Here is a 12,092-nt window from a genome sequence, read left to right on the forward strand (position 1 = left end):
TGACAGCGGGTTTTCTTGTACACATCAAGCAGAAAGGAGGTAAACGACATGCGCATCATCCGATTTGCCCTTCTGTTCCTCATTTGTCTGTTGCCCATATCGGTCGAAGCACACACGAGTTTAAAAAGCTCGAATCCGGCAGATGGATCGGCATTATCTGAACCCGTCGATCGGATCCGCTTGACGTTCAGTGAGGCTGTTGAAAAAACGAGCACCTTACGTGTAGTAGACGCGAATGGAGTTGAACAAGCCCTTGCGAAACCACTTATCATCGGAAATGAACTGAGTGCTGTCGTCTCAGAGCCTTTAACGGAAGGAAAATACACGATCAAGTGGGCGTCGATTTCAGATGATGGTCATCCCGTGAAAGGAACGATCCGTTTTACGGTACTGGGTGCGGCAAAAGCTGAAACAAGCACTGTAGAAAAGGCTGAGCCGATGGAAAAAAAAGCAGCAGTCGTTCCTGAAGCAGAGCCTGTTTCAAAAGGACTCGTTCCGACACTGCTCCCATGGATCGTCGGGGGACTGTTAATCAGTATCGTCATCCTTCTCGTGTTACGTCGTCGTTCGACATGAGTGCGTTTCTAGGAGAACTACTCGTCTATATGGGTGGAGCGCTTTGGATGGGCTATTTGGTATTATGCTTCATCCCAACGAAACGAAAACCGCTATTAATGGACGGTACGTCGTGGGCGGTAGCGGGACTCGGGATGCTCGTTCTTGGAACGAGCATCCCGGTCTTTGGTGCCGTTCGTTTTCTACTTTCGACGCAAACGATGACAGAGGCTCTTCGAACAGGATTACTGGAGTTGCATATCGGTCGGATGTTTCTTGTCGTTTACTTCTCTGCTTTACTCCTATTGATCGTATTCGCATGGCAAAAGCTACGATCCATCCTGCTCGCACTCTTGACGATCCCGTTATGGATTGGCATCGCAGGAACGAGTCACGCGGCGGCCAAATACGGTGCGCTCGGGTGGACGCTTCAGTTTAGTCACTTCTTATGTGTGACAGCTTGGATCGGTGTCGTGTTTTGGGTAGCCATCGGTGCTCGCTCGACCGTTCATTGGTCTGCCTTTTTAAGTTGGTTCAGTCCGTTTGCCCGGATCGCCTTTACGGGTGTCATCCTGTCAGGGCTGTTACTGATGCAACTGGCGATTCCGCTTGAACGTTATCCGAATCTCTGGGGCGTGCCATACGGTCAAGCGTTGTTGCTGAAGCACCTTTTATTGTTACCGCTTTTGTTCTATGCTTTCTGTAATGGCACGCTTGTTCGGCGTCGGTTGCGTTTTGACTCAACGTACGATCCGCGTCCGTTACTCCGGATGGAGAGTATCATTTTAGTATTGCTGTTCATGGCGAGTGCTTCACTCAGCCGTCTCGAACAACCGACGCTAGGGCAACTACCGACCGGTGATCCAGTGGGGAATGGATGGGTTTTGATGATGGGGATTGCAACCTTACCACTGCTTTTACTAGGATATCGTCGGCATGCAGTGGGTATCTTGCTGAGTTTATTCAGCGTCAGTTTGATTTATCTTGGGTTGCTAGCGACAGGATGAGTATAAAAAACAAGGTAGCGGATCGTTCCGCTACCTTGTTTGACGTGGTCTTATTTCGTTGAAACAGCGCAATTCGTTGCTTTCGCAAGAATCTTCGAATAGGCACGTGCGCCCTTGATATTCAAATGGACACCATCTGCTTCGAAGTAAGATGGATGTTTGACGGCAACAGCATGCCAGTCGATCAGTTCGACTCGCTTCCGTTTCGATGCCTCGCGTAACATCTGATTGACCTCTGCTTCCCACGGACGCGGGACGCGTGCAGTGACCAGATAGACGTGATCGGCATTTGCGAATTGATCGAGCAAACTGTTCAACTGATCCTTTCGGAAGCTACCGTTCGTTCCGAGGTGGAGAATGACTTGGCGTCCATGTCGATTATACGCGGCATACTGCTCACTCAGCGGAATCGCTTCTCGCAGCTGACGACCGAGTTTCGCATCAATCGTCAATTGCTTGAGCGTACTGCCGAGATAATCTTCGACACCGAGTAAGACCGAGTCCCCGATCGCAAGCGTCGGTCGACAGATTTTTCGCTGATCGGGCTTTGCTTTTGGTGTCGTCGGTTTCAGGATCGGCTTCGGTTTTTCTTTTGGCGCCGCTATCTTCTCGAAAGCAGGTTCTGGCTTCGGCGTATCGGAGACAGCAAGAATCGATAAGTTACCGATGAAGCTGACGATGAGAATCGTCAACACGGCAACACTCGTCCACTGCATCGTTGAAAACTGACGTAACTGTCGCGGATGTAACGACAGACGTTCTAAATAACCGGATAGTCCGTGCTGACGAATCGGACGTTCGATAAAGCGATACGATGCTTCGGTTAACGCAATCAGCACAACGACGATCAACACGGTCCGAAGTAATGAGAACGTGCCGATTTGCTCGACTGGCGTTATCAGTGTGATGACGGGAAAATGCCACAGATATAGACCATACGATCGTTTACCGATCGCAACAAGTGCTGGATGCGCAAACCATTGACTCCAAATCGACGCCGGATGAGCAATTGTAGCAATCAATAGTGCAGCAAGGACGGCGACAAGGAAAAAGCCACCCCGGTATAAGAAGCTTCCGAACTCACTTGTGACAATCATCAATATAAGCAAGAGTGGCAAAGTAACGGCACCTATTTGATTCAGTAACCGGACACCACGTTTTGGGATATCGAGCTTAAAGCGGGTTGGTTGCCACGCGAAAGCGAGTAGACTCCCAATCAATAGGGCGAATAACCGAGTATCCGTGCCATAGTAGACACGACTTGGATCTTCACCAGGTGTGAACTGAATCGCCATCGCAAGCACGGATGCACCGATCGCAACGCCCATCAATTGCAGGAACAAGCGACGATTTTTCATTCCGAACCAAAGTAAGATCGGGAATAGCAGGTAGAACTGCTCCTCGATTGCGAGTGACCAAAGGTTTTGAATCGGTGATGGCTTACCGAACGACTCGAAATAGGAGACGTCATGGAAGATATACCACCAGTTCGTCCCGTAAATGAGCGCAAAGGCACTATCTTGGCGAACCGTATGCAACAGTTCGCGTTCAAAGATGGTCACGTACCCGAGAACGAGTAACAGCATGACGAATAGGGCCGGGAACAGGCGACGGAAGCGATGAATCCAAAATCGTTTCAAATCGAGGCGTCCGGTCGTCTGCCACTCGCGTAACAAGAGACCGGTAATCAGATAACCGGATAGGACGAAAAAGAGATCAACACCGAGGAAACCACCGGAGAAGAATGAAACCGACAGATGGTAGAGAATGACAGATAGAACAGCGAAGGCACGTAAGCCATCAAGCCCTGGCATATATGTAATCGAACGAGACGAGGATTTCATAAGACACGAACAACTCCTTTAAAACGACAACTAATTTCTAACAGTCTTTAGTGTATCGAATTCCAATTTCAAAGAAGTGTCTAAGAAGTAACAACCTGACCAAAAAAGCACCCGATGCGCACATCGGATGCAGGCTTATGAAACATGTGGAAAACGACAGGTCACGATGAAGCGGTTGTCTTGTGAAGTCAATGCGACACTACCCGCATGACGTGCCATGATTTGCTGAACGATTGACAGACCGATGCCGGAGCCACCAGACGAGCGAGAAGCATCCGACGTCCCGAATGGCGTCAGCCACGTGTTTAGTTCCTCTAGCGTATAGGTCGTTTCAATCGCATTTGAGCAGATCAGCTGGATGCCTTCTGCTTCATCTTTGATCGAAATCCGAAGGTCACCAGTTCCGTGAAGCGTCGCATTGCGAATCAAATTCTCAAGCAAGCGCCGTAAGAGCATCGGATCGGCGAACAATGTCACGTGAGGTGGACCATCGATGACGCCATCGATGCCGGGAAACAGCTCCAGGACTTGTTCCGTTAAGGTCACGAGATCGAGTGAGATCCGTTCGACTGGATAATCGGTGTTCGATAATTTAGCGAGCGTGAACAGTTCATCGATCCGGGCAGCGAGCGTTTCCGACTGGCGGATGACGATCGCTAGAAGTTCCGCGCGTTCTGTCGCGGATAACGTCTCATGTTTTTCCGTCAGCCACTGGATGAAACCTTGGATTGAGGTCAAGGGTGTCCGTAAGTCATGCGAAAGACTAGTGATCAAGCGCAACTGTTCTACGAACCGCTCCTGATCACGCATCCGTAACGTTCGGAGTTCCTGTTCGATTCGTTCGATCGATTGGGCGAACAGTTTAAACTCCTTCGGTCCTCTGACCGGTGGGAGTGATTCAGTTGGTGGCGGTTCGACCGTCAACCGTTCGAGTCGTCGTTCGAGTTCCCGGAACAATCCGGCAATCCAACGCGTCAAGAGTAGTAAAAAGAGGATGAACAAGACGACTTGTAAGACGAAGAAGGCGTTCGAATTCCCGATTTGATATTCATTGAGTCTCGGTTTATCTGTCTGTACCGTCAGAAAAAAACCGGACGCCCCATTTGGTAGGGAAATCGCTTCGATGTGGTGCAATGTCCGGATCGTTCCTATGTCGGACGGCTCTCGCTCCGTCGGTGTTTGAGCAGCGAGTAACCGGCTGGGCGTCAAGTCTTCCGGAAACTTGTCAGATGCATCGAGGCGACGACTATCGGCACTGTAAACGGCCCACTCGTAAGGACCGTTCGGTGATTGCCCGTTTTCGTAACGGGCGATATCACGTTTTACGTCTTGGACGACTTCTTGCTCTGTCGTGTAATAGTACCGAGGAACCGTCTTCGTACCGAGCGGCAACTGACTCGCAAGCAACCAGGCGAGTGCCGTACTTAAAACCGCGGCGAGTAAGAGTAAGACGAGCATCCAAACAGTTAGTTTGATCCGTCTCATGGCTCAACCTTATAACCAACGCCCCAGACCGTCTGGAGGTGGCGCGGTTCTTTCGGGACATCCTCAATCTTGTCGCGGAGCTTATGGATCAGGACCATGACAGCGTTCGACGCGGAACCAAGTGCTTCCTCCTGCCAAACCCGTTCATACAGGTCTTCAGCCGAGAAGACACGACGGGGGTGACTCAAAAAGAGCGCCAGGCAATCAAATTCACGGCGTGTCAGGGCGAGCGGTACATCGTATTTAAAGATGACGCGTTCGTCTTCTTTGAGTGTGAACGGACCGACCTGAATCGCTGAAGCAGTAGTCGGGACATGATACTGACTGACGCGGCGTAACAGCGCCTTGACGCGGGCGACGACTTCAAGCGGATTGAACGGTTTACCGATGTAATCGTCCGCCCCGAAGGTCAAACCTTGAATTTTATCCATGTCTTCGCGTTTCGCTGTCAGCATCAAGACGGGTAACGTGTGACCGGCAGCGCGCGCAGCTTGAACGGTCGAGAAGCCATCGCGAACGGGCATCATCACGTCGAGTAACATCGCATCAACTGGACGCGTTGCAAGAGTCGCTAACGCTTCCTCACCATTTTCGGCTTCGAGGATCTCGTACCCTTCATTGGTTAAATACAGTCGAAGCAATTGACGGATGTCTGCTTCATCGTCAACGATCAAGAGCGTGGGCATGTGTAGATTCCTCCTGTTGTATCCCCTCGAAAACATAAGCCGGGGGCAGATTGTAGAGCGTGTGCGAATAACTGTGTTCTTGGAAATAGTCCCGGAACATCTTGAACTGGAACCGGGTGTATTGAAAGGCGATGAAGTGACCGCCTGGTCGTAGTAACGTTTGGAATTGTGCTAATAAGTCATGCCGCAACGCTGCCGGGAATGACGCGAACGGGAGACCACTGACGATGACGTCGATCTGTCCGCTCCATGAATCGGATAATCCTTGAACGTCACCAATGAAGAGAGTGACATTCGTTTCTTGAGCTAGCAACTGCTCGAGTGCCGGGCGGAACGTTTCGCTCCGTTCACAAATCAAGAGATGTGTCTCCGGTGAACGAGCGGCCAGTAAAGCTTTGGTGATCGCTCCGTCACCCGCTCCGACTTCAAGAATTTGGCGTGGACGATCGGCGACGGCGCGTCGTGCCATCATTTCAGCCAGACGTGGACTGCTCGGTGCGACGGCTCCGACACGGAGTGGTGCGTGAAGTGCTTCTTTTAAGAAATCAAACATGAAAACCCTACTTTCCGTTGAGTATATCATGTAGTATGCACATCGTCCCTTTCGAAAACAGGACGATGTTTCTTAAGTGAATCTTAAACATATCAATGCCTGATTTTCGGCGACATGATGACCGGACAAGCCGGTATACTAAGGACAAAGGAGGGGAAGGCGATGGAACATCACACGTATTATGAAGCGCTCGTTCGCCGGGACGCGACGTACGAAGGAACGTTTTTTGTTGGTGTCAAGACGACCGGCATCTTTTGCCGTCCGACGTGTCCGGCACGAAAACCGAAAGCAGAGAACTGTGAGTTTTTTGAGACGGCGCAAGAGGCATTACTTGCCTCTTATCGACCGTGCCGTCGTTGTCATCCGCTTGCTTATCCCGGCGATCATGGTACGATTCAACGCTTGATCGAAGCGGTCGAGGCAGAACCAGACAAACGATTCAAGGAAGCCGATTTTCGAGCACTTGGTCTCGATGAATCAACGGCACGCCGCCAGTTCAAGAAACGCTTCGGAATGACGTTCGTCGCGTATGCTCGGGCACGACGGATGGGGCTTGCGATGAAGGAGATCCGGACCGGTAAGCCGATCATCGAAGGGCAGTTGGCTGGAGGTTATGAATCGAGTAGTGGTTTTCGTGAGGCGTCAGCACGGATTCTCGGGCAGGCACCGTCGCGCTTTGACGGGCAGGTCTTACGCGCGAAATGGCTTGATACACCACTCGGTTCGATGCTGGCGATTGCCGACGATCAACTCTTACATCTGCTCGAGTTCGTCGACCGACGTGGACTGGAGCGGGAAATCGAACAATTACGTCAAAAAGCGCGCGCTGTCATCGTTCCCGGGGAATCACCGGTCTTTGGACAGATCGAAGCGGAGCTCCGTCGTTACTTCAAAGGAGAGCCGGTATCGTTTCAGACGCCACTGATGCGGTACGGGACACCATTTCAACGCCGCGTCTGGGAAGAACTCGAGCGGATTCCGAGTGGGGAGACGATCTCGTACCAAGAGCTGGCGATCCGGATCGGTCAACCGACTGCTGTTCGTGCCGTCGCACGAGCGAATGGAGCGAACCAACTGGCAATCGTCATTCCGTGCCATCGGGTCATTCGGACGAATGGAGATTTAGGTGGATACGCGGGTGGACTCGCACGCAAGGAAACATTGCTCAAACTGGAGCGCACACAGAGAGGATTGGATGAAGGATGAGTTTGATTAAAGATGTATTTTCACCGAGTTGGCTCGACCGCTTAGGAGCAGCGGTCGATGTACCGGATTTTCGAAGACGAGTCGAGCAGGGAGACTGGGAAGAACTCGCGTTTAAACAACGTGTCCGTCGTGTGGCGGAGACGCTGGAGACGATCTTGCCACCGTTTCCGGACTCGGTGTCGGAGCTAGAGCGACTCGCACCGCAGTTTACTGGGCTACCGGGAATTGTTTTTCCAGAGTATGTCGAACGAACGGCAGACCTTTCTGACTGGACGCTTGCGATAGAGATACTTGCCAAGTTGACGCAACATTCGACGTCGGAGTTCGCCGTTCGGCGTTTTCTACTTGTCGATCAGGAACGTTTCCTCGAGCAGGCACTCAAATGGACAACATCAGATGATGAACATGTCCGGCGCTTAGCGTCTGAAGGAACACGCCCGCGTCTGCCGTGGGGACAAGCGATTCCGCGTTTGATTGCTGATCCGCGTCCAGCATTACCGATTCTTGACGCCTTACTACAGGATCCGTCACTCTACGTCCGAAAAAGTGTCGCCAATCACTTGAACGATATTTCAAAGACACATCCGGAATACCTGATCGAGCGAATCGAACGTCACTTAGGAACAGATCCGAATACAGACTGGATTTTACGTCACGCTTCCCGGACGTTACTGAAGCGCGGAAATCCAGAAGTATTACAGTTGTTCGGACACGTCACGCAAGGTGAGGTCGAGGTGACGGACTTGGTCGTCTCACCAGTGACGATTGGTCAAGAGTTACAGTTTTCGTTTCAAGTAAACAGTTCCGTCGAGCAACGTCTGCGTCTTGAATACGCGATCGATTACGTCAAACAACGCGGAACGAGTCGGAAGGTGTTTCAACTGCGGGAGCGGTAAGTCAAAGGTGTCTTACAAGTCGAACGACGCCAATCGTTTCGGAACATGACGACGCGTGTCCATTATCCCGGAACACATACATTAACGATTTTGATTAACGGAGAGGCTTACGCGACAGCAACGTTCGAGGTCGAGGAGGAGAGCTGAATGCAAGGGAGACATCCGGATTTTACGACGTCACGCCTGTTTGTCGAAGCAACGGATGACGAATCGGGTTGTAAGTGGACGTTGCATGCGTTACGTGAGAAAACAATCGTCGGAACGATTACCTTCACATGGAATGGATCGACCGGAAACTTACGTTATACAACGACGGATGAGGACGATCAGCGCGGATACATCACAGAAGCGTTGACGTCGATTTTGTCGTATTTCGCGCGGACGTTATTACTGACGCGTGTCTACGGCGAAGCAGGCAGTGAGACAGTCTGGCGTCGAAACGGATTTCAGTTGCAGGCGAATCGATATGCACGCGAACTCCATCACTAAAGCCCCGCCTGCTTGAGCAGGACGGGGCTCGTTTGTGATTAGACCGTTGTTTTGGACCAGTTGAAATGGTCGCAAATCGCTTCAGCGCTTTCACGCGCGCTTAACTGTTCCGTATCGAGGAAGAGGTAGTTGACGTCCGGTAGTTCACCTGGAAGCGAACGTGTCCGGTATCCGTCCGCCGTCTCGCGTAAGTCCTGTTCAGAAGCAGCGAGATCACGCTTCGTTACTTTGTGCGTCAATCGGTTTTCGGTCGTGTTCCGGTGCAGGCGTGTTGCGACCGGCGCATCGAGTTCAACGATATAGACGTCAGCACCCGCTTGTTCGAATAATTCGACTGTCTCTTCAATGAACTCGAGACCACCACCTTCGACGCCGAATAGACAGAGGAATGTAAACAGGACACCTTCGAGCGAACTGTTCGCCATTTCCTTGAACATCTCGCGCCGGATCGTATCCTTTAAGCGGTGATGTGCGGGTTCAGAGAAATCAAAATAAGGCAATAACAGGTCGATCGTCTGGTGGTTATGAAAGACTTTCATCTCCGTCAATCGTTCGATTTCCTGACCGATCGTCATCTTTCCGACCGCTTGGGGACCGAGTAACAAGACAAATTTCATAGACGAACCTCATTTCCTTTTTCTGCTAAGAATAGCACATTCCGACGAGTGACATCACTAGAACGTTTGTTCGTAATTTGATATAATTCAAGTATGAAGTCCCGTCGTGTCCTTGTCTGAAGGAGGACAACCATGCAAGAACAATGGAAATCCGTCATCGGCTATGTAGGTATATATGAAGTCTCATCGCTAGGTCGCGTAAGATCGCTCGACCGAACGATCGTGACGTGTCGCGGTGTCCAGCAACGACGAAAAGGTGTCTTGCTCCGTCCGCGACTCAATCGGGAAGGATACCGGAAAGTCACGCTTTATCAACGTGGTCGAGGAGAACGCGTCCAGGTCGGTGTACTCGTTGCACAAGCTTTTCTAACGGCTGACGTCACGGAAGCGAAACTCGTCCGGCGCAACGGCAAACGGGCTGACGATCAGTTATCGAACTTAGACGTCCTGCCTTCGATCGATCAACAGTATACTGAACTGCTGGGCGAGTTTGATCTCTTGTTAGGTCAACATGTGACGCTGTCATCGTTTCAGATTCGAACGATTCGCGCGCAGTATGAAAAAGGGAAGACGATTCGTCAGCTGGCAGAGCAGTATCAGGTGACGGAGAACCGGATTCGAAATATCATCGATAAAAAGGAAGCACGTTATATCGGCTGAGAACAGAGGAAAGGAGCGCTTACCAGAGATGGGAGGCGCTCCTTTTGTTAAGATGGCGATTCACTCGAGCGAACGGTCTGTTGCAACGAACTGATGCGTGACTCGAGTACCGCACTATGTGTCTTCAGTTCCGTCTGCTGGTTGACGTGGTGTTGCATTTGATCACCGAGGACTTGGCTGTAAGAAGAGAGCTCCGACATCAACTGCTGAACGGACTGTAGATGTTCCTGCATGTTCGACTGAACGTGGACGACGATTTGACGTTGTTGTTCGACGGTACCCAGTGTCGTCTCAATTGTCGTCGCTTCAGTCAGCATTTGTTGCAAGTGTGCCGTTGCCGTCTCGAGCTGTTGCGATGTTGAGAGAAAACGTTCGGTCATCTGCACGATGGCTTGTTCGACTTGATCGAGTCCCGCCGTCCATGTCTGATTGACTTGACGGATGTGATCTGTACTCGTTCGGATATCGATTGCGAGTTTTTCGACTTCCTTGGCAACGACGATAAAGCCACGACCGGCTTCTCCAGCACGGGTTGCCTCAATCAGCGCGTTCAGCGACAAGCGGCGCGTCTCTTCAGCAACGCGCTGAATGTGCGAGATTGAGGTCTCCATCTGTTGCTGTAGGTGTGAGGTCTGTTGCAAAATCTGCTCTGTCGTCGCGGATTGTTCCTTTAGTAACTGGCTTTCCTCTTGTAAGATCTCAAGTGTCGTGTGATTCGTCTGAACAGTCTGTTGAAAACGGGTTACGGCATGTTGGCTGTTGAGAAGTGTCGTTTGCATCTCACTTAACGCATCGTGCCCTTGAGCGGTCAAACGTGTCGAGGCGACGATTGTCTGATCCATTTGCGACGATTGCGCAAGTAAAGAACCGGCGACTTCATCGACGGCTTGGACTGATTGATCCATCGCGGATAAGCGCGAAGAAAAGTGGGGTTGGACGGATTCGAGTTCCTGACTCGCTTGTTGCATCTCAGCCGTTAAATCTCCGATCTGTTGCATCAACTGATTGTATTGAAACGTCAGCTGTTGTAACTCAAAGGTCGTCGTTTTGAGTGTTAATGGACGATACGATCGCTTCGCATGCGCTTCTTCAATCTGTAAGGCGAGTTTCGATAGTGGGGCGAGTTGTCTTCTAATTCGTGAGCGAATCAAGAAGCTGATGCTGACAAGCGTAATCACACTGACCCAGACGAGTGTCCAAGCTAAATCGCGAGCAGGGGCGATTAATTTATCGCGATCGGTCGTCAGCAAGATGACGTCATCGAGTTCCGGAATCGTCATTGCGACAAGAAACTGGTCTTGATTCGAAAAAGCATATGTACGGGCTGTTTTTAAGTGCTGTAGTAGTTGTTTTCGTTTTGCCGGTTCGAGTGTTAGCGGTCGGAACGCCTCACTCGTTTTCAGGCTTTGAAAGCGAATCGAATAGTCGTCACGTGATAAGTCGGTTCGCTGTTGCTGTTGCAATCGTTTGATGGCACGCGAGCGGTCTGTCGCGTCATCCGGATACGCAAGAAACGTTGCCCGGACATTCGCGTCGAACATGGTTAACTCACGCATCAGCCGTTCCTCAGTTGCTGCGACGGATTGTTGATACGATGCGTAAACGCTGAGACCGCTGATCACGATCAGCCCGATGGCAACGATCGGAATCAACCATCCATTTAGTTGTTGTGCTAATAATCGTTTTTTCATAAGCATAAAAAACATCTCCTCCCGTGTACCTATCGGAAGGAGATAAAGCAACATGTATGAAGGTGTTGTACGGCTTGTGTAAAGGTCTTGTGAATCTAATTCACGTAAACCGGAAGGACAGTCGCAAGATGTGTCATAAGTGCTTGTGTCTCTTCTTTTGGTTCAGATGTGACATAAATGATCAACGCAGCAGCAACGATGACGAAGATAGCGATAACGAGAATAATGAAGAATGGCATCTTACTTTTTCGTTTTTCAGCTTGACGGTCCATGAAAGATTCCCCCTTAATGATGTAGACGATAGACATATTTGTTTGATTCCCTCTCCTCTTGTTTGAAAACCTTGGAAAAAGAGGGGAATGTGTAATTTGGAGGGAATAGAGTAAACATCTGAAATGGAATG

Annotated in this window: 13 protein-coding genes; 6 read left to right on the forward strand and 7 right to left on the reverse strand. The window is 50.6% G+C overall.

The genetic code is table 11. The features are described from left to right. Positions 1 to 48: 48 nt before the first annotated feature. Both EXW93_RS01380 and EXW93_RS01385 read left to right on the forward strand, forming a co-directional pair. On the forward strand, positions 49 to 576 hold the full coding sequence (locus EXW93_RS01380) for a copper resistance CopC family protein (protein WP_023466847.1): 528 nt from the start codon (positions 49 to 51) through the stop codon (positions 574 to 576). Next, positions 573 to 1,562, forward strand: coding sequence for a copper resistance D family protein (locus EXW93_RS01385; RefSeq protein WP_174315931.1), 990 nt, complete (start codon positions 573 to 575; stop codon positions 1,560 to 1,562). The genes EXW93_RS01380 and EXW93_RS01385 overlap by 4 nt, the downstream gene beginning before the upstream one ends. 50 nt (positions 1,563 to 1,612) lie before the next feature. Here EXW93_RS01385 and EXW93_RS01390 read toward each other — a convergent pair whose 3' ends face one another. From EXW93_RS01390 to EXW93_RS01405, 4 genes are all read right to left on the reverse strand, one after another. Next, positions 1,613 to 3,406, reverse strand: a complete 1,794-nt coding sequence (locus tag EXW93_RS01390; protein WP_174315932.1) for an acyltransferase family protein — start codon at positions 3,404 to 3,406, stop codon at positions 1,613 to 1,615. Between the two features lie 135 nt (positions 3,407 to 3,541). Next, on the reverse strand, positions 3,542 to 4,891 hold the full coding sequence (locus tag EXW93_RS01395) for a sensor histidine kinase (protein ID WP_174315933.1): 1,350 nt from the start codon (positions 4,889 to 4,891) through the stop codon (positions 3,542 to 3,544). After that, entirely contained in the window at positions 4,888 to 5,577 is a 690-nt protein-coding gene (locus EXW93_RS01400) for a response regulator transcription factor (protein ID WP_023466854.1), read from the reverse strand. Before EXW93_RS01400 ends, EXW93_RS01395 begins: the two co-directional genes overlap by 4 nt. Next, positions 5,555 to 6,130 carry a class I SAM-dependent methyltransferase gene (locus tag EXW93_RS01405; protein ID WP_174315934.1) on the reverse strand — a complete coding sequence of 192 codons (576 nt, stop codon included), beginning with the start codon at positions 6,128 to 6,130 and terminating at the stop codon, positions 5,555 to 5,557. Before EXW93_RS01405 ends, EXW93_RS01400 begins: the two co-directional genes overlap by 23 nt. 162 nt (positions 6,131 to 6,292) lie before the next feature. Here EXW93_RS01405 and EXW93_RS01410 point away from each other — a divergent pair, with 162 nt between their 5' ends. The 3 genes from EXW93_RS01410 (at position 6,293) to EXW93_RS01420 (ending at position 8,721) form a co-directional block, all read left to right on the forward strand. Next, a complete protein-coding gene (locus tag EXW93_RS01410; RefSeq protein WP_087681842.1) occupies positions 6,293 to 7,336 on the forward strand; it encodes a bifunctional transcriptional activator/DNA repair enzyme AdaA in 1,044 nt (347 codons plus the stop codon). Next, positions 7,333 to 8,232, forward strand: a complete 900-nt coding sequence (locus EXW93_RS01415) for a DNA alkylation repair protein (protein WP_254606171.1) — start codon at positions 7,333 to 7,335, stop codon at positions 8,230 to 8,232. The genes EXW93_RS01410 and EXW93_RS01415 overlap by 4 nt, the downstream gene beginning before the upstream one ends. A gap of 147 nt (positions 8,233 to 8,379) precedes the next feature. Beyond that, complete coding sequence (locus EXW93_RS01420) at positions 8,380 to 8,721, forward strand: GNAT family N-acetyltransferase (RefSeq protein WP_174315935.1); 342 nt, start codon at positions 8,380 to 8,382, stop codon at positions 8,719 to 8,721. A 38-nt stretch (positions 8,722 to 8,759) separates the two neighbouring features. On the opposite strand, the gene EXW93_RS01425 is transcribed toward EXW93_RS01420, so the two are convergent. After that, positions 8,760 to 9,338, reverse strand: a complete 579-nt coding sequence (locus EXW93_RS01425) for an AAA family ATPase (RefSeq protein WP_174315936.1) — start codon at positions 9,336 to 9,338, stop codon at positions 8,760 to 8,762. 132 nt (positions 9,339 to 9,470) lie between these two features. Between EXW93_RS01425 and EXW93_RS01430 the strand changes: the two genes are divergently transcribed. Continuing rightward, complete coding sequence (locus EXW93_RS01430; RefSeq protein ID WP_174315937.1) at positions 9,471 to 9,998, forward strand: NUMOD4 domain-containing protein; 528 nt, start codon at positions 9,471 to 9,473, stop codon at positions 9,996 to 9,998. A gap of 47 nt (positions 9,999 to 10,045) precedes the next feature. Here EXW93_RS01430 and EXW93_RS01435 read toward each other — a convergent pair whose 3' ends face one another. Both EXW93_RS01435 and EXW93_RS01440 read right to left on the reverse strand, forming a co-directional pair. Next, the gene (locus EXW93_RS01435; protein ID WP_174315938.1) at positions 10,046 to 11,695 is read right to left on the reverse strand and encodes a methyl-accepting chemotaxis protein; all 1,650 of its coding nucleotides are present in this window, start codon (positions 11,693 to 11,695) and stop codon (positions 10,046 to 10,048) included. Positions 11,696 to 11,784: 89 nt separating this feature from the next. Next, positions 11,785 to 11,961 carry a hypothetical protein gene (locus EXW93_RS01440; RefSeq protein WP_167341066.1) on the reverse strand — a complete coding sequence of 59 codons (177 nt, stop codon included), beginning with the start codon at positions 11,959 to 11,961 and terminating at the stop codon, positions 11,785 to 11,787. Positions 11,962 to 12,092: the final 131 nt, after the last annotated feature.

This window comes from Exiguobacterium sp. JMULE1 (assembly GCF_013337175.1).
Classification (GTDB): Bacteria; Bacillota; Bacilli; order Exiguobacteriales; family Exiguobacteriaceae; genus Exiguobacterium_A; species Exiguobacterium_A indicum.

What these genes read in the sequence shown, in the direction of transcription:
- EXW93_RS01410 (WP_087681842.1), top strand. Translation starts at nt 6,293, where the DNA reads ATGGAACATCACACGTATTATGAAGCGCTCGTTCGCCGGGACGCGACG.
- EXW93_RS01400 (WP_023466854.1), bottom strand. Translation starts at nt 5,577, where the DNA reads ATGCCCACGCTCTTGATCGTTGACGATGAAGCAGACATCCGTCAATTG.
- EXW93_RS01395 (WP_174315933.1), bottom strand. Translation starts at nt 4,891, where the DNA reads ATGAGACGGATCAAACTAACTGTTTGGATGCTCGTCTTACTCTTACTC.
- EXW93_RS01440 (WP_167341066.1), bottom strand. Translation starts at nt 11,961, where the DNA reads ATGGACCGTCAAGCTGAAAAACGAAAAAGTAAGATGCCATTCTTCATT.
- EXW93_RS01390 (WP_174315932.1), bottom strand. Translation starts at nt 3,406, where the DNA reads ATGAAATCCTCGTCTCGTTCGATTACATATATGCCAGGGCTTGATGGC.
- EXW93_RS01385 (WP_174315931.1), top strand. Translation starts at nt 573, where the DNA reads ATGAGTGCGTTTCTAGGAGAACTACTCGTCTATATGGGTGGAGCGCTT.
- EXW93_RS01435 (WP_174315938.1), bottom strand. Translation starts at nt 11,695, where the DNA reads ATGCTTATGAAAAAACGATTATTAGCACAACAACTAAATGGATGGTTG.
- EXW93_RS01420 (WP_174315935.1), top strand. Translation starts at nt 8,380, where the DNA reads ATGCAAGGGAGACATCCGGATTTTACGACGTCACGCCTGTTTGTCGAA.
- EXW93_RS01425 (WP_174315936.1), bottom strand. Translation starts at nt 9,338, where the DNA reads ATGAAATTTGTCTTGTTACTCGGTCCCCAAGCGGTCGGAAAGATGACG.
- EXW93_RS01405 (WP_174315934.1), bottom strand. Translation starts at nt 6,130, where the DNA reads ATGTTTGATTTCTTAAAAGAAGCACTTCACGCACCACTCCGTGTCGGA.
- EXW93_RS01380 (WP_023466847.1), top strand. Translation starts at nt 49, where the DNA reads ATGCGCATCATCCGATTTGCCCTTCTGTTCCTCATTTGTCTGTTGCCC.
- EXW93_RS01430 (WP_174315937.1), top strand. Translation starts at nt 9,471, where the DNA reads ATGCAAGAACAATGGAAATCCGTCATCGGCTATGTAGGTATATATGAA.
- EXW93_RS01415 (WP_254606171.1), top strand. Translation starts at nt 7,333, where the DNA reads ATGAGTTTGATTAAAGATGTATTTTCACCGAGTTGGCTCGACCGCTTA.